Source organism: Streptomyces sp. NPDC015130, assembly GCF_043080005.1.
Classification (GTDB): domain Bacteria; phylum Actinomycetota; class Actinomycetes; order Streptomycetales; family Streptomycetaceae; genus Streptomyces.
The window spans coordinates 69246-91739 of the sequence record NZ_JBIBVC010000019.1; the positions used below are offsets into that span (position 1 = coordinate 69246).

Consider the following 22494-nt stretch of genomic DNA (forward strand, 5'->3'; position numbering starts at 1 on the left):
GGAGTCCTCGTGTCGACGTCCCCTGCACCCCACGACTCCGCACAGCCGGCCACGCCCCTCGCCGCCACGCCGGCACCCGAGCTGCTCGCGCCCCCCGAGCTGACCGCCGCCACCTGGAACCGGGTCTCCGCCCGCCTCCTGGCCAAGGCCCTCGGCGAGTTCGCCTACGAGGAGATCGTCGAACCCGTCCCGGCCGACGACGGCGAACCCGACCGTCACGCCCTCACGCTCGACGACGGCACCACGCTCACCTTCCGCGCCCGCCGCGGCGCCTACGGCAGCTGGTGGGTCGACGCCGACTCGATCGGTCACGAGGGCCGGCCCATGACGGACCCCCTGGACTTCCTGGTCCGCGCCCGGAGACTCCTCCAGCTCGACGGCGCCACCCTCGGCCACCTCATCCGCGAACTCTCCGCCACCCTCGCCGCCGACGCCCGCCTCGACCGCACGGCCCTCACCGCCGACCGGCTCGCCGACCTGTCCTACGCCGATCTCGAAGGCCACCAGACCGGCCACCCCTGGCTCGTCCTCAACAAGGGCCGCATCGGCTTCTCCGCCACCGACGCCGCCCTCTGGGCCCCCGAGGCCCGCCGCGCCACCCGACTGCCGTGGATCGCCGTCAGCAACCGGATCGCCGCCTACCGCGGCGTCGCCGGCCTCGAGACCCCCGACCGCCTCTACGCCCAGGAACTGGACCCCGAGGTCCACGCCGCCTTCCGCGCCGAGCTCGCCGCCCGGGGCCACGAACCCGACGGCTACCTGCTGCTCCCCGTCCACCCCTGGCAGTGGGACGAGGTCCTGCTCCCGCTGTACGCCCCGGCCGTGGCCGCCGGCACCGTCGTCCCGCTCTCCGCCGACGGCGACCTCCGCCTGCCACAGCAGTCCGTCCGTACCTTCCTCAACACCAGCCGCCCCGACCGGCACACCGTCAAACTCCCGCTGTCGGTGCTCAACACGCTCGTCTGGCGCGGACTGCCCACCGAGCGCACCGTCGCCGCACCCGCCGTGACCGCGTGGGTCCACGGGCTGCGCGACGGCGACGCGTTCCTGCGGGACGAGTGCGGTGTGGTCCTCCTCGGCGAAGTCGCGTCCGTCACCGTGGAGCACCCCCTCTACGACCGACTGCCCGAAGTCCCTTACCAGTACAAGGAACTCCTCGGCGCGATCTGGCGCGAGCCGCTCCGACTGCCCCCCGGCGAGCGCGCCCGCACCCTCGCCTCGCTGCTCCACACCGATCCGAACGGCCGGGCCTTCGTCGCCGAGCTCGTCGAGCGGTCAGGACTGGCTCCCGCCGTCTGGCTCCAGCACCTCTTCGGCGCCCTCCTGCCCCCGCTGCTGCACTTCCTCTACCGGTACGGCACGGTCTTCTCGCCGCACGGCGAGAACGCGATCGTCGTCTGCGACGGTGAGGACGTCCCCGTACGTCTGGCGATCAAGGACTTCGTCGACGACGTGAACATCAGCGCCCAGCCGCTCCCCGAGCACGACACCATGCCGGCCGACGTCCGCGCGGTCCTGCTCACCGAGGAACCCGACTTCCTCACCCAGTTCATCCATTCGGGGCTCTTCGTCGGTGTCTTCCGCTATCTGGCGCCGCTCTGCGAGGAACAACTCGGCGTCCCCGAGACGGAATTCTGGTCCCTCGTCCGGGCCGAGATCCTGCGGCACCAGGCACGCTTCCCCGAGCTGAAGGAACGGTTCGAGCTCTTCGACCTCCTCACGCCCCGGATCGAGCGGCTCTGCCTCAACCGCAACCGTCTGCACCTGGACGGCTACCGCGACCGGCCCGAGCGCCCGCACGCGGCCGTCCACGGGACCGTCCCCAACCCGCTCTCGTGAGGCGAGCGTGTGACCGGGCTGTCAGTGCCGCCCCGTAGGCTGGAAGCGCTATGACGAAGCCATCCCTCCCCGACCTCCTCCACGCCGCCGTCTCCGCCGTCGGCGGCACGGAGCGCCCCGGCCAGGTCACCATGGCCGAGGCCGTGGCCGAGGCCATCGACGACAATTCCCACCTCCTCGTCCAGGCCGGAACCGGCACGGGCAAGTCGCTCGGCTACCTCGTGCCGGCGCTGGCCCAGGGGGAGCGGGTCGTGGTCGCCACCGCCACCCTGGCGCTCCAGCGCCAGCTCGTCGAGCGTGACCTTCCCCGGACGGTCGACGCGCTGCATCCGCAGCTGCGCCGCCGCCCGCAGTTCGCCATGCTGAAGGGCCGGTCGAACTACCTCTGCCTGCACCGGCTCCACGAAGGCGTACCGCAGGACGAGGAGGACGGCCTGTTCGACCCCTTCGAGGCGGCTGCTCCCACCAGCAAGCTGGGCCAGGATCTGCTGCGCCTGCGCGACTGGTCCGACGAGACCGAGACGGGCGACCGGGACGACCTGACCCCGGGCGTCTCCGACAAGGCCTGGTCCCAGGTCTCGGTCTCCTCCCGGGAGTGCCTGGGCGCGAGCAAGTGCGCGTACGGGGCGGAGTGCTTCGCCGAGGCGGCCCGCGAGCGCGCCAAGCTCGCGGACGTCGTCGTGACCAACCACGCGCTGCTTGCCATCGACGCCATCGAGGGCGCCCCCGTGCTCCCGCAGCACGAGGTGCTGATCGTCGACGAGGCCCATGAGCTGGTCTCCCGGGTGACCGGAGTCGCCACCGGCGAGCTCACCCCCGGCCAGGTCAACCGGGCCGTGCGCCGGTCCGCGAAGCTGGTCGACGAGAAGGTCGCCGATCAGCTGCAGACCGCCGCCGAGGGTTTCGAGCGGGTCATGGAGCTCGCTCTGCCGGGGCGCCTGGAGACGATCCCGGAGGACCTCGCGTACGCCCTGATGGCGCTGCGCGACGCGGCCCGCGCCGTGATCACGGCCCTGGGGTCCACCCGGGACCGGTCCGTGCAGGACGAGGACGCGGTCCGCAAGCAGGCCATGGCCTCCGTGGAGACCGTGCACGGCGTCGCGGAGCGGATCACGCAGGGCTCGGAGTACGACGTCGTCTGGTACGAGCGGCACGACCGCTTCGGTGCCTCCCTGCGGGTGGCTCCGCTGACGGTCTCGGGCCTGCTGCGGGAGAAGCTCTTCACGGAGCGCTCCGTCGTCCTGGCCTCGGCCACCCTCAAGCTCGGCGGCGACTTCAACGGGGTCGGCGCCTCGCTCGGCCTCGCGCCCGAGGGCACCACGGGCGACGACCTGCCGGTCTGGAAGGGCATCGACGTCGGTTCCCCGTTCGACTATCCGAAGCAGGGCATCCTGTACGTCGCCAAGCACCTCTCGCGGCCCGCGCGGGACGGTGAGCGGGGCGACATGCTCGACGAGCTCACCGAGCTGATGGAGGCGGCCGGCGGCCGCACGCTCGGCCTCTTCTCCTCGATGCGGGCCGCCCAGCAGGCCGCGGAGGAGCTGCGCAGCAGGATTCCGGAGCTGCCCATCCTGCTCCAGGGCGAGGACACGCTCGGTGAGCTGATCAAGAACTTCGCCGCGGATCCGAAGACCTGCCTCTTCGGCACGCTGTCGCTCTGGCAGGGCGTGGACGTTCCGGGCGCCAGCTGTCAGCTGGTGGTCATGGACAAGATCCCGTTCCCCCGGCCGGACGACCCGCTGATGAGCGCGCGCCAGAAGGCGGTCGAGGAGGCCGGTGGCAACGGCTTCATGGCGGTCGCGGCCACGCACGCGGCCCTGCTGATGGCGCAGGGTGCCGGACGGCTCGTGAGGGCGACGGGCGACCGGGGTGTCGTCGCGGTGCTCGACCCCCGGCTGGCCACGGCCCGGTACGGCAGCTACCTCAAGGCCTCGCTGCCCGACTTCTGGTACACCACGGACCGCAACCAGGTGCGGAAGTCGCTGGCGGCGATCGACGCGGCGTCGAAGGCGGCGGGCGGCTGATCCCCTGCCGTGCGTCTCCACGCACGGCAGGGCCCCGGGACCGGCGCAGTGGGTCCCGGGGCCCGGTCAGAGCCGGCGAGGTGTCACACCCGCCGGAGGACCGCCACGACCTTGCCGAGGATGGTGGCCTCGTCGCCGGGGATGGGCTGGTACGCGGCGTTGTGCGGGAGGAGCCAGACGTGCCCGTCCTCGCGCTTGAAGCGCTTGACGGTGGCCTCGCCGTCGAGCATGGCGGCGACGATGTCGCCGTTCTCCGCGACGGGCTGGCGGCGGACGGTGACCCAGTCGCCGTCACAGATGGCGGCCTCGATCATCGAGTCGCCGACGACCTTGAGGACGAACAGCTCGCCGTCGCCGACCAGCTGCCGGGGGAGCGGGAAGACGTCCTCGACGGACTCCTCGGCCAGGATCGGGCCGCCGGCCGCGATCCGGCCGACCAGGGGGACGTACGACGCGGCGGGCTTGCCCGTGGTGTCCGTCGGCTGCGTGCTCGGCTGGTCCGAGCCGCGCACCTCGTACGCCCGGGGGCGGTGCGGGTCCCGGCGGAGGAAGCCCTTGCGCTCCAGGGCCATGAGCTGGTGAGCCACCGACGACGTGCTGGACAGTCCCACGGCCTGGCCGATCTCGCGCATCGACGGCGGGTAGCCGCGCCGCTGGACCGAGTCGCGGATGACCTCGATCACCCGGCGCTGCCGGTCGGTGAGGCCGGAGCTGTCGGCCCTGATGCCTGGAGGTCGCCCGGGAAGGGCGCGGGCGGGGCGCCCGGGCTCCTCGCCGTTCATGGCTGCGTCATTCATGGCGTGCACCGGCTCGAGTCGGCCCTGGGAGCGGTCCTGGGCGGTGATGGTGGCACTGTCTGCGGTGGTGGTCACGTCGTCGGCCCCTCTCGAATTTGTCTCCCTGGCTGGCACAACGGTAGTGGCTTTCGAAAGGTTGCGCCAAACACACGTTCGAGTGAAAATTCGTAGATTGCCCTACGCGTGTATGCGTGGGGGTGTATGAGTACCGTCACTCCGCAGCACCCCGTGAGCCCAATTCGGTCATTACGGTAACCTTCGCCGCTGGGTCGCGGACATCCGGTGTGCCCTCCCAGTGTCGCACCGGCGCGCGCCGGGCCGTGGGAGCGGGGGAACCGCGACACGCGCGGGGGTCGGAAACGCCCCCAACCCAAGATCTAGTGGTTGGATGGCACCGACCACCCAGGGGTAGTGGTCCCCGGTCTGCCGGGGGCGCTCGCATCACCTATGCTGGAGGTCGCTTCGCAGGGCCTTGACCGGCCGGGCGAGGCTCATCAGTCGTGCCGTGAGGGAGGGTCGGAAGCCATGCACTGCCCCTTCTGCAGGCACCCCGACAGCCGTGTCGTCGACAGTCGCACCACCGACGACGGGACGTCGATCCGACGCCGCCGCCAGTGCCCCGACTGCTCCCGCCGTTTCACCACGGTGGAGACGTGTTCGCTCATGGTCGTGAAGCGGTCCGGTGTCACCGAGCCCTTCAGTCGCACCAAGGTCATCTCGGGTGTGCGCAAGGCGTGCCAGGGGCGACCGGTCACCGAGGACGCCCTCGCCAAGCTCGGCCAGCGGGTCGAGGAGGCGGTGCGCGCCACCGGCAGCGCCGAGCTGACCACCCACGACGTGGGTCTGGCCATCCTCGGCCCCCTGCAGGAGCTCGACCTCGTCGCGTACCTGCGCTTCGCGTCCGTGTACAAGGCCTTCGACAGCCTCGAAGACTTCGAGACCGCCGTCGTGGAACTCCGCGAGCGGTCTCCCGCTGAGAACCGCGGGACCGGTGCGACCCCCGAGGTCCCCGTTCCCGCCACCGCCGCCGACTGATCGGCGGCCCGGGTCGACCACGGCCCGGCGATCGGCCGCCGAGCGGCCCGACAGACGTGCCCCGGGTGACCCGTGAGGTCCTCGTGGCAGCAGTACCGAAAGACGTACAGAAGACGGTGCCCTGGGACTTTCTGGGTGCCAAAGTGTGTTTTGCCCGTATATGGGAGGCGGCATGACAGAGACGGCGAGCGGCCCGGCACGTGGTTCCCGCAACAAGGGAGCCAAGTCGGCGAGCAAGGGCCTGCGTATCGAGCGCATCCACACCACCCCTGGCGTGCATCCGTACGACGAGGTGGCCTGGGAGCGTCGTGACGTCGTCATGACCAACTGGCGCGACGGCTCGATCAACTTCGAGCAGCGTGGCGTCGAGTTCCCCGACTTCTGGTCGGTGAACGCGGTCAACATCGTCACCAGCAAGTACTTCCGCGGAGCCGTCGGCACCCCGCAGCGCGAGACCGGTCTCAAGCAGCTCATCGACCGCATCGTGAAGACGTACACGAAGGCCGGCGAGGAGTACGGCTACTTCTCGTCGCCCGCAGACGCCGAGATCTTCGAGCACGAGCTGGCCTACGCCCTCCTGCACCAGATCTTCAGCTTCAACTCGCCGGTCTGGTTCAACGTCGGCACCCCCCAGCCCCAGCAGGTCTCCGCCTGCTTCATCCTGTCCGTCGACGACTCCATGGAGTCCATCCTCGACTGGTACAAGGAAGAGGGCATGATCTTCAAGGGCGGCTCCGGCGCCGGCCTGAACCTCTCCCGTATCCGCTCGTCCAAGGAGCTGCTCTCCTCCGGCGGCAACGCCTCCGGCCCGGTCTCCTTCATGCGCGGCGCCGACGCCTCCGCGGGAACCATCAAGTCGGGCGGCGCGACCCGCCGCGCGGCCAAGATGGTCATCCTCGACGTCGACCACCCCGACATCGAGAACTTCATCGAGACCAAGGTCAAGGAGGAGGAGAAGATCCGCGCCCTCCGTGACGCGGGCTTCGACATGGACCTGGGCGGCGACGACATCACGTCCGTCCAGTACCAGAACGCCAACAACTCCGTCCGCGTGAACGACACGTTCATGAAGGCCGTCGAGTCCGGTGGCAAGTTCGGTCTCACCTCCCGCATGACGGGCGAGGTCATCGAGGAGGTCGACGCCAAGGCGCTCTTCCGCAAGATGGCCGAGGCCGCCTGGGCCTGCGCCGACCCGGGCATCCAGTACGACGACACGATCAACCACTGGCACACCTGCCCCGAGTCCGGCCGCATCAACGGCTCGAACCCGTGCAGCGAGTACATGCACCTGGACAACACGTCCTGCAACCTCGCCTCGCTGAACCTCATGAAGTTCCTCAAGGACGACGGCAAGGGCAACCAGTCCTTCGACGTCGAGCGCTTCGGCAAGGTCGTCGAGCTCGTCATCACCGCGATGGACATCTCCATCTGCTTCGCCGACTTCCCCACCGAGAAGATCGGCGAGAACACCCGCGCCTTCCGCCAGCTCGGCATCGGCTACGCCAACCTCGGCGCCCTGCTGATGGCGACCGGCCACGCGTACGACTCCGACGGCGGCCGCGCCCTCGCCGGTGCCATCTCCTCCCTGATGACCGGCACCTCGTACAAGCGCTCCGCCGAGCTCGCCGCGGTCGTCGGCGCCTACGACGGCTACGCCCGCAACGCCGAGGCGCACCAGCGCGTCATGCAGCAGCACGCCGACGAGAACACCAAGGCCGTCCGCATGGACGACCTGGACTCGCCGATCTGGGCCGCCGCGACGGAGGCCTGGCAGGACGTGATCAGCCTCGGCGCCAAGAACGGCTTCCGCAACGCCCAGGCCTCGGTCATCGCCCCGACCGGCACCATCGGTCTCGCGATGTCCTGCGACACCACCGGCCTCGAGCCCGACCTTGCCCTGGTCAAGTTCAAGAAGCTCGTCGGCGGCGGCTCGATGCAGATCGTCAACGGCACCGTCCCGCAGGCTCTGCGCCGCCTGGGCTACCAGGAGGAGCAGATCGAGGCGATCGTCGCCCACATCGCCGAGCACGGCAATGTGATCGACGCCCCCGGTCTGAAGACCGAGCACTACGAGGTCTTCGACTGCGCCATGGGCGAGCGCTCCATCTCCGCGATGGGCCACGTCCGCATGATGGCCGCCATCCAGCCGTGGATCTCGGGCGCCCTCTCCAAGACCGTGAACCTGCCGGAGACGGCCACGGTCGAGGACGTCGAGGAGGTCTACTTCGAGGCCTGGAAGATGGGCGTCAAGGCGCTCGCGATCTACCGCGACAACTGCAAGGTCGGCCAGCCGCTCTCCGCGAAGAAGAAGGAGGACGAGAAGGCCGAGGTCACCGCGAAGACCGAGGCGACGATCCGCGAGGCCGTCGAGAAGGTCGTCGAGTACCGTCCGGTCCGCAAGCGTCTGCCCAAGGGCCGTCCGGGGATCACCACCTCCTTCACCGTGGGTGGCGCCGAGGGCTACATGACCGCCAACTCCTACCCGGACGACGGTCTCGGCGAGGTCTTCCTCAAGATGTCCAAGCAGGGTTCGACCCTCGCCGGCATGATGGACGCCTTCTCCATCGCCGTCTCCGTCGGTCTGCAGTACGGCGTCCCGCTGGAGACCTACGTCTCGAAGTTCACCAACATGCGCTTCGAGCCGGCCGGCATGACGGACGACCCGGACGTCCGGATGGCGCAGTCGATCGTCGACTACATCTTCCGTCGCCTGGCGCTGGACTTCCTGCCCTTCGAGACCCGCTCCGCCCTCGGCATCCACTCCGCCGAGGAGCGTCAGCGCCACCTCGACACCGGCTCGTACGAGCAGGCCGAGGAGGACGAGGTCGACGTCGAGGCGCTGGCCCAGTCCGCGCCCCGCACCCAGGAGCTGAAGGCCGTCGCGGCCCCGATCCCGGCCCCGAAGACGGAGGTCCCGGCCGCGAAGCAGGCGCACACCTCGGCGGAGCTCGTCGAGATGCAGCTCGGCATCAGCGCCGACGCCCCGCTCTGCTTCTCCTGCGGTACGAAGATGCAGCGCGCCGGCTCCTGCTACATCTGTGAGGGCTGCGGCTCCACCAGCGGCTGCAGCTGACAGCGAGCGCATGCGCGTCAGGGGCGGCGGTGAGCCACCGCCACCCGGGATGCTGAGCCTCACCTGAGAGAGGGTGTCGACCATCGGTCGGCGCCCTCTCTCGCGTCATCCGTCCCTCGATCCGTCTCTCGCGTAATTCGGGGGCGGCAGGGGTGCACCGCTTCCTAGGCTCAGACCATGCCGAGCCCGGAAATCCAGCGCATCCGCGCCTTCCTGTCCGCCTTCGCCCGCCGTCAGGCAGGGCGCACCGTCGACCTCCCCGGCGGGTTCGCCGCCCTCGACGACGTCTTCCGGCACTCCCGCGGGAACAACCAGGTCGTCATCGACGCGGACGTCGACCCCGAGGCGCTGCCCGCCCTGGCCGACCAGGCGCTGGGGCATCTGCCGCACCGCCTGATCTCCGTCCTGGACGACGCGGCCGGCGAAGCGTGTGCCGAGCGCCTGGTCCGGGCCGGATACACGCACTCGACCCTGCTGGTCATGGTGCACGAGGGCCCGGTGGCGACCGGGGGATCCGCCGAGGTGGTCGACCTCGAAGCGCTGCGCCGTCCACTCGCCAGGCGCTGGCGGGGCTACCTTCCGGACGTCGACGGCGAGGTCGTCCGGCACCTCGTCGAACGACGCGAGGCCCGCCGCCGTGGGGCCGACGCCGTGCACTTCATCGGCTCCCGCACGGACGAGGGCGAGGTCGCAGCCTGGGCCGATCTCTATCTGGAGCCGGCGACCGGGCTGGCACAGCTGGAGGACCTGATGACCTCGGAGGAGCACCTCAGGCGCGGCCACGCCGACGCCGTCGTGGCCACCGCCCTGGCTCTGGCCGCGGCGGAGGGCTGTGGCACCCGCTTCCTGACCGCCTTCGCAGCGGACTGGCCGCGCCACTGGTACGAGCGCCGCGGCTTCACCGTCGTCGGCCGCACGCACTGCTTCGAACGCGGCTGAGCCCGCCCGTCAGGCCGGCAGGGAACCGAGGACCTTCGCGAAGGCGCGGGGGTCGGCGTCGAAACCGCGGCTGATCGAGCGGTACGACCAGCCGTCCGTGCCGTCGCGGGTGAACTCCACGACCGTCGCCGACAGGGCACCCGCCACGTCCGCGAAGTCGTGGGTCAGGAGGTCGGTGTACCCCTCGCGGACCCGTATGCCGGTGTTGGCCATGTCGCCGAAGGTCAGCCTGCCGCCGCCCTGCTGCACGGTCACGCCCACCACCACGCGCGCGTAGTGGGGCGCCAGCCGGTCCAGCTCCAGCGTCATCGCCTCGTCGTAGCCGAAGCCCTGGCCCGTGCGGCTGTCGCGGTGGAGCGTGATCGTGCCGTCGGGGGAGCGGCTGCCGAAGTGCACCAGGTAGGCCGGGGATCCGTGCGGGTCGTCCGCCGTGAAGACGCCGGCGACGATGTCCAGGTCGTGGGCCGGCGCACCCGACGGGGCAGGGTCCCACTTGAGCGTGACCTCGACCTTCGCCACGCCCTTGTTGAGTCCGCTCATGGTGCTTCCCCTCTCCCCGCACGCCCCCGCGCACGCCTCGCCTCGACGGTCCCCCGCCACGCGTGAAAGCCCGTGGTCGCCGGGAGATTGCTCATGGTGTCATGGGCCTACGACAGTGGACCCGATGGTGGAGGGGGAGAGCGGTTTGTGGAGTGGTGACGAGCTGGATCTCGACGCTTATCTGGCTCGAATCGGCTACGACATCGGACGCGACGGGGAACTCTCCACCGATCTGCGGACGTTGAAGGCGGTACACCGGGCGCACGTCCGGTCCATCCCCTTCGAGAACCTCGACGTGGCTCTCGGCCGACAGGTCCCGCTGGATCTGAAGAGCCTCCAGGCCAAGCTCGTCGGCCGACGCCGAGGCGGCTACTGCTACGAACAGAACTCGCTCCTCGCGGCGGCGCTGGAGCGGATCGGCTTCCCGGTGGCCGGGCGCGGAGCGCGCAACCGTACGCGGGGCGCGGCGCTGCTCCCCGTCACCCACGCGCTGCTGGTCGTCCAGGTGGAGGGCGAACAGTGGCTCGCCGACGCGGGGTTCGGCTGGCAGGGGCCCTTGGAGCCGGTGCCGCTGCGTGAGGGTGCGAGCGTGGAGCAGGGCGGCTGGTCGTTCGGGGTCGGCGCGGAGGACGAGGGCATCCACGTCCTGCGCTCGCTCCGTCCGCACGGGTGGACCGATCTGTACGCGTTCTCCCCGCAGACCCTGTACCCCGGTGACTTCACGGTCATGAACCACTTCAGTTCCAGCCACCCGGAGTCCCGCTTCCTCGGTCAGGTCGTGGCGCAGCGACCCGGGGCCGGCGTCCGAAGGGCGCTGGTGCGCGAGACGCTGACGAGCATGGGCACGGACGGTGCCACCGAGGAACGAGTGGTGACGGCCGCCGAGTTGGCGGCGACCCTGGAGACGGTCTTCGGCATCGAGCTCGACGACGAGGAGCGAGCGGGGCTGGAGCGACTGCACGCGGCGGGAGTCTGACGCGCACTGCCGGGGCGCTGCCCGGGCCCGTACGATGGCGCGGTGCTGGTCAAGTGGATTCGCTGCACCGTGGTGGACCGACGAGGGTTCGAGCGGGGACAGCGAAAATGGGCGGGGCTCCTCGGCGAGCCGGGATTCCGGGGCCAGGGCGGCGGGTGGAGCCGGTCTCGGCCGGACGTCGCGCACATCTTCTCGTTCTGGGAGAGCCGGGCCTTCTACGACTCCTTCATGGCGCGGTCCCACGATCGTCTGGCGGCCTCGCAGGTGGGTACGTACAGAGACATCCAGGCCAAGCTCTTCGACCACCGCTTCGACGTGAAGACGGGGTTCGAGCCGAAGTTCGCCGATGCCGATGTGGCACGGGTGGCGCACTGCCGTGTCCACGAGGACCGCGCCGAGCACTTCGCGCTCATGCAGGAGAAGGTGTGGAACCCGGCGATGGCCGGATCCCCCGGCATGCTGCGGGGCCTGTTCGGCGAGGCACCGGGCAGCGAGTTCCTGGTGCTCTCGATGTGGAGGTCCGCCGCGGAGCACGGCAAGTACCGGGTGGAGCGTGTCGAGCGGCTCGGCCTGCGGGCCAGGACCGACGCCGACGTGGCGGCTCTGACCGGCGACGTGGTGCAGCTCGACGCGGCCTGGACGGTCTGAGCGCGCCCGACTCCGCCGGATCCGCGCGCGCGGACCTACGCCGGATGGGCTCCGGCGGGGACCTCGGCCGAGCCTCCCGTCGGCCCGCGATCTAGGGTCGGGGTATGGCACGACCGCGGCGCATCGTCCTCGTACGGCACGGAGAGTCCGAGGGCAATGTCGATGACACGGTGTACGAACGCGAGCCCGATCACGCGCTCAGGCTCACCGAGACCGGGTGGCGGCAGGCGGAGGAGACGGGGGAGCGGCTGCGCGACCTGTTCGGGGACGAGCAGGTCAGCGTCTACGTCTCGCCGTACCGCCGCACGCACGAGACCCTCCGGGCCTTCAGGCTGCCCCGGGAGCAGATACGGGTGCGGGAGGAGCCCCGACTGCGGGAGCAGGACTGGGGCAACTGGCAGGAACGGGAGGACGTACGCCTGCAGAAGGCGTACCGGGACGCGTACGGGCACTTCTTCTACCGGTTCGCCCAGGGCGAGTCCGGGGCGGACGTCTACGACCGGGTCGGGGCCTTCCTGGAGAGCCTCTACCGCAGCTTCGAGGCCCCCGACCACCCGCCGAACGTCCTGCTCGTCACCCATGGGCTGACCATGCGGCTGTTCTGCATGCGCTGGTTCCACTGGACGGTCGCGGACTTCGAGTCCCTGTCGAACCCCGGCAACGCCGAGGCCCACACCCTGCTGCTCGACGAGGGCGGGAGATACCGGCTGGACCGGCCGTTCGAACGCTGGCGTACCCCGGAACCGTACGGGCACACCGGATAGAGTGGATGAGCGATGACCGCTGACTCCTCATTCGACCGGCGCTTCGACCGCGCCCTGGCCAGCCTGCGCGGGCTGTCCGTGGGAGACGCCCTGGGCTCCCAGTTCTTCGTACCCGCCCACTACCCCCTGCTGAAGCGGCGCGAGCTGCCGCCCGGCCCCTGGCAGTGGACCGACGACACCGAGATGGCCTGCTCCGTTCTCGCCGTCCTCGCCGGCCACGACCGCATCGACCAGGACGCCCTCGCCCTGTCCTTCGCGAACCACCACGACTTCGACCGGGGCTACGGTCCCGCGGTCAACCGGATGCTCCGGCTCATCCGGGAGGGCGGGGACTGGCGGGAGCTGTCCGCCGCCCTCTTCAACGGCCAGGGGTCCTGGGGCAACGGCGCTGCGATGCGCATCGCCCCGCTCGGCGCCTGGTATGCGGACGACCCCGAGCAGGCGACGCACCAGGCGGAGATCTCCGCGTACACGACCCACCAGCACCGCGAGGCCGTGGTGGGCGCGATGGCCGTGGCGGCCGCCGCCGCCCTCGCCGCCGACCCGGCCGGACCGCCCACGCCCGAGGCGCTGCTCGACGGGGTCGTCGCGCTGGTGCCGCGCAGCGCGGTGGGAGCGGGCCTGCGCCGGGCGCGCGACATGCTGGACTACGGCGACGCGGGCACGGTCGCCGCGGTGCTGGGAAGCGGCCGGCGGACGAGCGCCCACGACACCGTGCCGTTCGCCCTCTGGTCGGCGGCGCGGGCCCTGGGCGACTTCGAGCGGGTGTTCTGGACGACCGCGCAGGTCGGCGGCGACGTCGACACGACCTGCGCCATCGCCGGGGGCGTCGTGGCCTCCGCGGTGGGCGGGACCCCGCCCACCGCGTGGCTGCTGCAGACCGAGGACCTTCCGGAGTGGGTCCCGGACGGATCGGCCGTCTGAGGCTGGCGATGGCCCCCGGCCCGGGTAAGGGGTCGGGGGCCGTCGACGTGTTCGGCGGCGTACGGGCTCACGCGACCGGTCCCGCTCACGCGGCCGTGCGGCGCCGACCGGGGTGTGTACGGACTCACGCGACCGGTCCCACCCACGCGGGCGAGCGGCGCCGACCGGGCGGGCACACAGCTCTGCACGTGGCGTACGAGGCTCTGTCGCGGGTCGGCGTACCCGCCCCTCGTCACGCCACCGGGCCGCCCGCCTCCGCCCGGCCGCTGAGCGCTTCCAGGTCGCTCTTGCGGACCCGGATCACCAGCACCGCCGTGACCAGCGCGATCAGCACCATCCCGACGGCGGCGGTGAACGCCGAGGCGATGCCCGAGGTCAGCACCTCGTGGCCCCAGGGTGCGGGCAGCTCCCCCGTCTTCGCGAGCTCCGCCTGCTGTTCGGGCGTCGCGTTCGCGAGGAAGTCGGGCGCCTGCTTCTCGCCCTCCTCGCGGCTCGCCGTGCCGAAGACGGTGACCAGGATCGACAGGCCGAGCGAACCGCCGACCTGCTGGGTCGCGTTGAGCAGGCCCGACGCGGCGCCCGCCTCGTGCTGGGCCACCCCGGAGACGGCCGTGAGCGTGAGCGTCACGAAGTTGAGCCCCATGCCGAAGCCGAACAGGACCATCGGCCCGAGGACGGCACCGGCGTAGCTGCTGTCCGAGCTGATGAACGTCAGCCAGAAGAGCCCGACCCCGGTGATCGCCGAGCCGCCCACCATGAACGGCTTGGGTCCGAGGACCGGCAGCAGCCGCTGCGCGAGCCCCGCGCCCGTGACGATCGCGACCGTCACCGGCAGGAAGGCGAGGCCGGACTGGATCGGGCTGTACCCGAGGACGTCCTGGACCCACAGGACGATGAAGAAGAACATCCCGAACATGGCGGCCGAGAGGCTGAGCATGATGACGTACGTGCCCGAGCGGTTGCGCTCGGCGAACATCCGCAGCGGGGTGATCGGCTCCTTGGCCCTCGACTCCACGATCCCGAAGGCCACGAGCAGGACCACGGCCGCGACGAACGAGCCGATGGTCAGCGAGTCCTTCCAGCCCTTCTCGGACGCGCGGATGAAGCCGTAGACCAGGGCTGCCATGCCGAGCGTCGACGTCAGGGCGCCCGCGATGTCGAAGCGGCCCGGGTGACGCTCGGACTCCGCGATGTAGCGCGGGGCGAGGAAGGCGATCAGCAGGCCGATCGGCACGTTGACGAAGAGGACCCAGCGCCAGTCGAGCCACTCGGTGAGCATGCCGCCCGCGAGCAGCCCGATCGCGCCACCACCGGCGGACACGGCGGCGAACACGCCGAACGCGCGGTTGCGCTCCGGTCCTTCGGGGAAGGTCGTGGTGATCAGCGCGAGCGAGGTCGGCGAGGCGATGGCGCCGCCGACGCCCTGGAGGGCGCGCGCGGCGAGCAGCTGCCAGGGCTCCTGGGCGAAGCCGCCGAGCAGCGAGGCGAAGGTGAAGACGAGGATGCCGGCCATGAAGACCCGGCGGCGCCCCAGGATGTCTCCCGCGCGTCCGCCGAGCAGCAGCAGCCCGCCGAAGGTGAGCGTGTAGGCGCTGAGCACCCATGAGAGGTCGGTGGTCGAGAAGGAGAGCGCGTCCTGGATGTGCGGCAGGGCGATGTTCACGATGGTGGCGTCGAGGACGACCATGAGCTGGCAGGCGGCGATGACGGCCAGGGCGATACCCGGTCGGCCTCCGGCGCGAGCAGGGCCGTTCTTGGTCTGTGTGTCCACCGGAGAAGTTGTCACTATGGATCCCCCACGGAAGAATTAGTGAACGCACCCGTTCACTGTGCTTCACGGTAGTGAGTCCCCCTCAGTGAACGCAACCGTTCACTGAGCGCTGTCGGTGCCCGATCTACTTGCTCAACGGAGAGATCCTGATGGTTACTTCGCGCTCCACGGCCGCCGCCCGGCCGGAGGGGGCGTCGCCGCGACGCCGTGGCGCCGTGCTGGAACGAGCCATTCTGGAGGCCGCGCTCGAACAGCTGGGCAGCGTCGGCTGGAACGGCCTGACGATGGAGGGTGTCGCGGTCGGCGCCCAGACGGGCAAAGCCGCGGTGTACCGGCGCTGGCCGTCGAAGGAAGACCTCGTCGCGGACGCCCTCCAGGCCGGGCTGCCGACCCTCGACGAGGCGCCCGACCTCGGGAGCGTCCGCGAGGATCTGTACGCGCTGTGCCTCCGGATCCGGGACGTGATGTTCTCCAGGCCCGGCCATGCACTGCGCGCGGTCCTTCACGAATGCGACGCAGAGTCCGCGCAGCGGTTCCACGAGCTGATCGTCGCGGGGGTGACCGAACCCTCCACCCGACTCTTCGAGGATGTGCTGCGGCGCGGAATTGAGCGCGGTGACGTGAGGGCGGACGCCGTCGACGGCCTGGTGCTCGACGTGGTCCCCGCCCTGATGATGTACCGCTCCAAGGTGTGCGGAAGCGAATGGTCGGACGATGAGATCGCCGACATGATCGACCGGGTCATGGTTCCGCTGCTCCGCGCCGGGACCACCTGAGGGGAATCCGGGTATCGCGGGCGGCGCCGGGCGGCGTAACCTGGCTGGCGCCATGCCGTACGAACCTCCCACCCACACTGTCGAGCGATCGCTCCGAGCGACCACCGGCGCCAGGATCGTCGCCGGAGTCGACGAGGTCGGGCGCGGGGCGTGGGCCGGCCCCGTCACGGTGTGCGCGGCCGTCACGGGACTGCGCCGCCCGCCGACCGGACTCACCGACTCCAAGCTGCTCACCCCCAAGCGCCGCACCACGCTGGCCGCGGAGCTGGAGCAGTGGGTCACGGAGTACGCGCTTGGCGACGCCTCTCCGCAGGAGATCGACGAACTCGGGATGACCGCGGCGCTCCGGCTCGCCGCGGTCCGGGCCCTCGAAGGGCTCCCCGTCCGGCCGGACGCCGTGATCCTCGACGGCAAGCACGACTACCTCGGCAGCCCCTGGCAGGTCCGTACGGTGATCAAGGGTGACCAGTCCTGCGTCGCCGTGGCCGCCGCCTCCGTGATCGCCAAGGTCCGGCGGGACACCGCCATGGCCGAGCTCGAGGCCGGGACCGAGGGCTGCGCCGCGTTCGGCTTCGCGGCGAACGCGGGCTACCCTTCGCCGGTCCACAAGGCCGCGCTGGAGGAGCTGGGGCCCACCCCGTACCACCGCCTCTCCTGGTCGTACCTGGACGCGTTGCCGCGGTGGCGCCACCTCAAAAAGGTCCGCCTCTCCGCAGAGGCGGCCGCGCTGGAAAGCGGGGGCCAACTCGGCTTCGACTTCTGAACTTCCGGCTGCCGAGCCCTTCTCCAGGGGCCGCCGGAGCAGCCGGGGCGCGCACCCGTGCGCCCACCCGCCGACGCCCCGCGCGGCGGCGTTTGATAGACATCCACCCATGCCTCTCACCCCCGAGGAGCCTCAGATTCACGAGAGCGCCCAGGGTCCCCGCGCCACCGCGGCCGCCGGCCGTCCCGCGTCGACCCCTCGTCCCGTACCCGGCCCGCGTTCCGCGGCCTCCCCGCGACCCGGCCGCCCGGTCCCCGGCCCGGCCAGGCCCGCGCCGCCGGCCCCGCGGCCGCAGCCCGGTGCCGGCCAGTCCCCGGCCACCGGCCCGGAGAATCGTTCCGACCAGCGGTCCACTCCGCAGCTCCAGGTCATCCCGGCCCCGGCCGACGGTGCGCTGGATGCCGCCGAGGAGGCTCTGGACCTGCTCCTGGAGAGCGGCCGGGCGCCCGGCGAGGTCCTGGTCCTGACCACCGGCGACCAGCACCCGTGGACGGCTCACGAGCTGTCCTTCGGCGAAGCCGCCTACTGGGCCCAGCAGGACACCGGCGACGACGTGTTCTTCGCGGACGCGGCCGCCGTCGAGCGGGCCGCCACCCGGCCCGTCGTGATCGTCGCCGTCAATGGCGGCAGCGACGAGACCGCCGCCCGGGCCCTGCCGCTGGCGATGGCCCGCGCGGGCGTGCTGCTGATCGTCTGCGGCGATCCGGCGCGTGTCGCGGCGCTCGTCGGCGCCGGCGTCTGACCGGACCGCACCGCTCCGCACGCTGACCGACCATCTCTCCCACCGGACCGGAGCCCGGCCCGGTGGGGGACGTGATCGTCAGCGGGCGGCGACCCGGCGCAGCGGTTCGGACGCTCCGCCCGCCGTCCTCGGCGTGAGGTGGCCGACCTCGCCCGTGTCGCTCCCGAGCGGGACCGGTGTCGAATCGGAGCTCGGCCGACGGCCGCCCCGACCCTCACCGAGCACCTGCCAGCCCCCGTGCGTCAGCGTGATGTACGCGCCGCAGCGGAGCCCGTGCAACGTGCAGGCGTCCCGGAGCCCCCACATCCAGGCCCCGTCCTCCTCCGTCCAGCGCTCGTCGCCCTCGCGGCAGTAGAGCAGGACCGCGGTCCGCACCGGGGCACGGCGCCGGAGGTCGTGCGGGATCACCCGCCGCAGCTGCGCGAGGAGCGCGTTGCGGAACTCCCAGCCGTCCGCGGGCAGGGCGCGCCGGACGAACGAGGCACTGGCGGTGAGCCGCTCCTCGTGGTCCAGGACCGCCACGATCGCCGTCGAGGGTGTGGGAGTGTGGCGTGAGTGGAGGCCGCTGACGACCTCGCGGGGATTGCCGAGCAGGGGGATTCCCGCCGCGGCCCACTCGGCCGGTTCGAGCGTCCGTGAGAGGCGACTGGCGGACCCGGGCGGCGAAGTGGTCGAGGCGGCTGTGGACGGAGCGAATCCGAGGGTCACGGTCCTCCCTTCGGATACGCGCCCGCACAGCGGGCAGGGTCGGGTGAGGGCGCAGCACGGCACGGTCCTTCAGGGCCGCTGACGGGCCGTGCGGGGCGGTTTCCCAATTCTGGCGCGCCCCGAGCGCGAGCGGCAATGAGCAATTGCGGTCACTGACGGGAATGCGGCGGTATGCCTTTCATATCCCTGCCCAGTTGCCCATTGTTCACTCCCCGTTTCCCCTCCTGTTTCACCCCGAGGGCGCGAGCCCCAGCGGAAACATTCGTTCCGCCTCAGGCTGCCCCCGACCGCTCGCGCCTCGGTCGAGCGGCGTGCGAGTACGGCGTCACGCTGAGTGAGTTGGGCGATTGTCCGTGGCATCGGGTTGCATGGGGTCATGGACAACCAGGAGCTCCGCGCCGAAGCCGATGCCATCCTCGCCGAGCTCGTCGGCGCGCCGGGAGGTTCGGCGCGGCTGCGGGAGGACCAGTGGCAGGCGGTGGCGGCCCTGGTGGAGGACCGCAGGCGGGCCCTGGTGGTGCAGCGGACCGGCTGGGGCAAGTCGGCCGTGTACTTCGTCGCCACGGCGCTCCTGCGCCGCCGGGGCTCCGGCCCCACGGTGATCATCTCGCCGCTCCTCGCCCTGATGCGCAACCAGGTCGAGTCGGCCGCGCGGGCCGGCATCCAGGCGCGCACGATCAACTCGGCCAACCCCGAGGAGTGGGACACCATCTACGACGAGGTCGAGCGCGGCGCGACCGACGTGCTCCTCGTCAGCCCGGAGCGCCTCAACTCCGTCGACTTCCGTGAGCAGGTGCTGCCGAAGCTCGCGGCCACGACCGGTCTCCTCGTGGTCGACGAGGCGCACTGCATCTCCGACTGGGGGCACGACTTCCGGCCCGACTACCGGAGGCTGCGCGCGATGCTCGCCGAACTCGCCCCCGGAGTACCGGTACTGGCCACCACCGCGACGGCCAACGCGCGTGTGACGGCGGACGTCGCCGAGCAACTGGGTACGGGCGCCGGCGAGGCCCTCGTGCTGCGCGGCCCGCTGGAGCGGGAGAGCCTGCGCCTGGGCGTGGTCCGGCTCCCGGACGCCGCGCACCGCCTGGCCTGGCTCGCCGAGCACCTGGACGAGCTGCAGGGGTCGGGGATCATCTACGCCCTCACCGTGGCCGCCGCCGAGGAGGCGACCGCCTTCCTGCGCCAGCGCGGCTTCACCGTGGCCTCCTACACCGGGCGGACAGAGAACGCCGACCGGCTCCAGGCCGAGATCGACCTTCAGGAGAACCGGGTCAAGGCGCTCGTCGCGACCTCCGCGCTGGGCATGGGCTTCGACAAGCCCGACCTCGGCTTCGTGGTGCACCTGGGGTCGCCCTCGTCGCCCATCGCCTACTACCAGCAGGTCGGCCGTGCGGGACGCGGTGTCGAGCACGCCGACGTGCTCCTGCTGCCGGGCAAGGAGGACGAGGCCATCTGGCGCTACTTCGCCGACACCGCCTTCCCGCCCGAGAGCCAGGTCCGCCAGACCCTCGCGGCCCTCGCCGACGCGGGAAGGCCGCTGTCCGTACCGGCCCTGGAAGCGGCCGTGGATCTTCGCCGCACCCGGCTGGAGACCATGCTGAAGGTCCTCGACGTGGACGGGGCCGTCAAGCGGGTCAAGGGCGGCTGGACGTCCACAGGACAGCAGTGGACCTACGACGCCGAGCGGTACGCGTGGGTGGCGCGGCAGCGGGCGGCCGAACAGCAGGCCATGCGCGACTACGTGAGCACCTCCGGGTGCCGGATGGAGTTCCTGCGCCGGCAGCTGGACGACGAAGGCGCCGTCCCGTGCGGTCGCTGCGACAACTGCGCGGGCCCCTGGGCGGATTCCTCCGTCTCCTCGGAGACGCTGACCGGAGCGACGAAGGAGCTGGACCGCCCGGGCGTGGAGGTCGAGCCGCGCCGGATGTGGCCGACGGGGATGCCCGCTCTGGGCGTCGACCTCAAGGGGCGCATCCCCGCCGGAGAGCAGTGCTCCACCGGCCGCGCCCTCGGGCGGCTCTCGGACATCGGCTGGGGCAACCGGCTGCGCCCGCTGCTCGCCGACAGCACCCCCGACGGTCCGGTCCCCGACGACGTCCTGAAGGCCGCGGTGGCCGTACTCGCCGACTGGGCGCGCTCCCCGGGCGGCTGGGCGCCGAACGTCCCGGACGCCTCCGCCCGGCCGGTGGGCGTCGTCGCGCTGCCGTCCCGGACCCGCCCGCAGCTGGTGGGCACCCTCGCCAGGGGAATCGCCGACATCGGCCGCCTCCCCTTCCTGGGCACCCTGGACTACACCGGGCCGGACGGCGCCCACGCGGCTCGCCGCAGCAACTCCGCCCAGCGCCTCAGGGCGCTCTCCGGCGCCTTGACCGTCCCGCAGGACCTGGCGGAGGCACTGGCCGGCACCCCCGGCCCCGTCCTGCTCGTGGACGACAGCACCGACTCCGGCTGGACCCTCGCGGTCGCCGCCCGCCTGCTCCGCCGGGCCGGTGCGGAACAGGTCCTCCCCCTGGTCCTCGCCACCGCGGGCTGAGGCCCTCGCGAGCTGTCCTGCGCATGGCTCCGCACGCTGCCCGACGGGTCCGACGGGCAGCCCGACGGGCCGTCAAACGGTCACGAGCATAGGCGTTTCGGTGTCTTCGCGCCGCCGACCCTGTGGACAACTCCACGAGGTCGACGGTGTCGCGTTCCGGGAGTTATCCACAGGGGTTTCGCGATTCGGGAGATCACGAGACCGTCGTGACCATGAACGCGAACCACCACGAAACCAGCGGACCTTCCCGCAGCGACCGGATCGTCCTGCGCGGCCCGGCGGAACTGGCCGACGCCCTGCCCTACATGCTGGGCTTCCACCCCACCGACTCCGTCGTCCTGGTCGGCCTCCACGGCGAGCACGGCCGCTTCGGCGGTCGCGTCAGGCTCGGCATCCCGCGCTCACCCCGCGAATGGGCGTCCACCGCGGACCACCTCGCCGAGTGCCTTGTCGAGAGCGGCGAGCGGAACGGCGACCGACCGGACGGGATCGTCGTCTTCCTCTGCCAGGACCCGGAGCCCGGCGAGGCCGCCGCCAGGGTCATGGAACGGCTCCGCCCCTTCGCGCAGCGGCTGCGCACCGCCTGCGGCGCCCTCGACATCCCCGTCTACGAAGTCCTCTGCATCTCCGACGGGCTGTACTTCTCCTACTGCTGCCCCGACGACCGGTGCTGCCCGCCCGGAGGGACGCCCATGGGGCTCGCCGGCACCTCGGTGGCGGCCGCGACCGCCACCTACGCCGGAATCCAGGTACGGGGCTCGCTGCGGGACATGGAGGCCCGGCTCAAGCCCCGCGGCGTGCCCGCGGACGAACCGCAGCGCGCCGCCCTGGACGCGGCCGCCGCCTCGATCGTGCCCCGGATCCTCGAAGGCCCACCCGGCCGGGCCCGGGAAGAAGTGCGCGAGGCGACGCTGCGCACCGCCCGCGAGATCCTCCGCCGGTTCGCCGGCCCGGAGGGCCGCACACCGCCTCCCGGCGGCGTGGCGGCGGCCGACGCCGCCGACGACGCCCTGATCGGTACGGAGGAGGCCGCCGCGCTCATCCTGGGACTCCAGGACCGAGCCACCCGGGACCGGGCCGCCGAATGGATGGAGGGCTGGGAGGGCACCGCCGCCCTGCGGCTCTGGCGCGTCCTGGCCCGCCGCTGCGTCACGCCCTACCAGGAGCACGCCGCCGCACCGCTCACCCTCGCGGGCTGGACGGCCTGGTCCACGGGCGACGAGCCGACTGCCCGCGTCGCCCTGGGACTCGCCCTCGACGCCGATCCCGAGTACGTCTTCGCCCGACTGCTGCACCAGGCCTGCAACGAAGGACTCGACCCCGAGTCGCTGCGCTCCTGCCTGAGGAGCGAGCGGGACTCCCGCGCCGCTGCCGAGCAGGCCGCTCCCACGGCGACCCGCCGGGTCGCGACGCGGGCCGCCGCCCGCCCGCAGGGCGCCCGGCACGGCCTCAGGAAGCCCGGCCGCCAGGCCGGTGGCGACCGGCGGGCACCCGCCGGAGTGCGGCCGAGCGGCCCCGCCACGAGCAGGCCGAGGAGCGTGGCCCCGCGCCCCGGCGGCCGGCGGGGCAGCAGGAGCGGGCGATGACGACCGTGACCCGGCCGCCCGCGCGCGCGTTCACCTCTCTGGCGGAGACGGAC

The 22494-nt window shown here is 71.8% G+C and carries 18 protein-coding genes; 14 read left to right on the forward strand and 4 right to left on the reverse strand.

What is annotated here, in order from left to right:
* Positions 1–9: 9 nt before the first annotated feature.
* Both ACF08F_RS31370 and ACF08F_RS31375 read left to right on the forward strand, forming a co-directional pair.
* Positions 10–1839 carry an IucA/IucC family protein gene (locus ACF08F_RS31370; protein WP_392301910.1) on the forward strand — a complete coding sequence of 610 codons (1830 nt, stop codon included), beginning with the start codon at positions 10–12 and terminating at the stop codon, positions 1837–1839.
* A 50-nt stretch (positions 1840–1889) separates the two neighbouring features.
* Complete coding sequence (locus tag ACF08F_RS31375) at positions 1890–3863, forward strand: ATP-dependent DNA helicase (protein ID WP_392301911.1); 1974 nt, start codon at positions 1890–1892, stop codon at positions 3861–3863.
* 83 nt (positions 3864–3946) lie between these two features.
* On the opposite strand, the gene lexA is transcribed toward ACF08F_RS31375, so the two are convergent.
* A complete protein-coding gene (gene lexA, locus ACF08F_RS31380; protein WP_024754934.1) occupies positions 3947–4735 on the reverse strand; it encodes a transcriptional repressor LexA in 789 nt (262 codons plus the stop codon).
* Between the two features lie 450 nt (positions 4736–5185).
* Between lexA and nrdR the strand changes: the two genes are divergently transcribed.
* The 3 genes from nrdR (at position 5186) to ACF08F_RS31395 (ending at position 9707) form a co-directional block, all read left to right on the forward strand.
* Entirely contained in the window at positions 5186–5695 is a 510-nt protein-coding gene (gene nrdR, locus ACF08F_RS31385; RefSeq protein ID WP_392301912.1) for a transcriptional regulator NrdR, read from the forward strand.
* A gap of 172 nt (positions 5696–5867) precedes the next feature.
* Positions 5868–8768 carry a vitamin B12-dependent ribonucleotide reductase gene (locus tag ACF08F_RS31390; RefSeq protein ID WP_392301913.1) on the forward strand — a complete coding sequence of 967 codons (2901 nt, stop codon included), beginning with the start codon at positions 5868–5870 and terminating at the stop codon, positions 8766–8768.
* Between the two features lie 177 nt (positions 8769–8945).
* Positions 8946–9707, forward strand: coding sequence for a GNAT family N-acetyltransferase (locus ACF08F_RS31395; protein ID WP_392301914.1), 762 nt, complete (start codon positions 8946–8948; stop codon positions 9705–9707).
* A gap of 9 nt (positions 9708–9716) precedes the next feature.
* Here ACF08F_RS31395 and ACF08F_RS31400 read toward each other — a convergent pair whose 3' ends face one another.
* Positions 9717–10247 (reverse strand): TerD family protein, encoded by a 531-nt coding sequence (locus ACF08F_RS31400; RefSeq protein WP_392301915.1) that lies wholly within the window; start codon positions 10245–10247, stop codon positions 9717–9719.
* 124 nt (positions 10248–10371) lie between these two features.
* Between ACF08F_RS31400 and ACF08F_RS31405 the strand changes: the two genes are divergently transcribed.
* The 4 genes from ACF08F_RS31405 to ACF08F_RS31420 all read left to right on the forward strand — a co-directional run bounded on the left by ACF08F_RS31405 (position 10372) and on the right by ACF08F_RS31420 (position 13559).
* Positions 10372–11223, forward strand: a complete 852-nt coding sequence (locus tag ACF08F_RS31405) for an arylamine N-acetyltransferase (protein WP_392301916.1) — start codon at positions 10372–10374, stop codon at positions 11221–11223.
* Between the two features lie 42 nt (positions 11224–11265).
* Complete coding sequence (locus tag ACF08F_RS31410) at positions 11266–11871, forward strand: YdbC family protein (protein WP_392301917.1); 606 nt, start codon at positions 11266–11268, stop codon at positions 11869–11871.
* A 104-nt stretch (positions 11872–11975) separates the two neighbouring features.
* A complete protein-coding gene (locus ACF08F_RS31415) occupies positions 11976–12635 on the forward strand; it encodes a histidine phosphatase family protein (protein ID WP_392301918.1) in 660 nt (219 codons plus the stop codon).
* Between the two features lie 12 nt (positions 12636–12647).
* The gene (locus ACF08F_RS31420; RefSeq protein ID WP_392301919.1) at positions 12648–13559 is read left to right on the forward strand and encodes an ADP-ribosylglycohydrolase family protein; all 912 of its coding nucleotides are present in this window, start codon (positions 12648–12650) and stop codon (positions 13557–13559) included.
* Positions 13560–13791: 232 nt separating this feature from the next.
* Here the strand turns inward: ACF08F_RS31420 and ACF08F_RS31425 are convergent, their stop codons facing one another.
* Complete coding sequence (locus ACF08F_RS31425; protein WP_392301920.1) at positions 13792–15345, reverse strand: MFS transporter; 1554 nt, start codon at positions 15343–15345, stop codon at positions 13792–13794.
* A 134-nt stretch (positions 15346–15479) separates the two neighbouring features.
* Here ACF08F_RS31425 and ACF08F_RS31430 point away from each other — a divergent pair, with 134 nt between their 5' ends.
* From ACF08F_RS31430 to ACF08F_RS31440, 3 genes are all read left to right on the forward strand, one after another.
* Positions 15480–16106, forward strand: coding sequence for a TetR/AcrR family transcriptional regulator (locus ACF08F_RS31430; RefSeq protein ID WP_392301921.1), 627 nt, complete (start codon positions 15480–15482; stop codon positions 16104–16106).
* A 52-nt stretch (positions 16107–16158) separates the two neighbouring features.
* On the forward strand, positions 16159–16869 hold the full coding sequence (locus ACF08F_RS31435) for a ribonuclease HII (protein ID WP_392301922.1): 711 nt from the start codon (positions 16159–16161) through the stop codon (positions 16867–16869).
* 109 nt (positions 16870–16978) lie between these two features.
* The gene (locus ACF08F_RS31440) at positions 16979–17611 is read left to right on the forward strand and encodes a hypothetical protein (RefSeq protein ID WP_392301923.1); all 633 of its coding nucleotides are present in this window, start codon (positions 16979–16981) and stop codon (positions 17609–17611) included.
* A gap of 78 nt (positions 17612–17689) precedes the next feature.
* Here ACF08F_RS31440 and ACF08F_RS31445 read toward each other — a convergent pair whose 3' ends face one another.
* A complete protein-coding gene (locus ACF08F_RS31445) occupies positions 17690–18319 on the reverse strand; it encodes a hypothetical protein (RefSeq protein WP_392301924.1) in 630 nt (209 codons plus the stop codon).
* A gap of 376 nt (positions 18320–18695) precedes the next feature.
* On the opposite strand from ACF08F_RS31445, the gene ACF08F_RS31450 reads away from it, so the two are divergent.
* Positions 18696–20855, forward strand: coding sequence for a RecQ family ATP-dependent DNA helicase (locus ACF08F_RS31450; protein ID WP_392301925.1), 2160 nt, complete (start codon positions 18696–18698; stop codon positions 20853–20855).
* A gap of 212 nt (positions 20856–21067) precedes the next feature.
* Positions 21068–22441: a DUF4192 domain-containing protein gene (locus ACF08F_RS31455; protein WP_392301926.1), complete on the forward strand. Its 1374-nt coding sequence runs from the start codon at positions 21068–21070 to the stop codon at positions 22439–22441.
* The last annotated feature ends 53 nt before the right edge of the window (positions 22442–22494 follow it).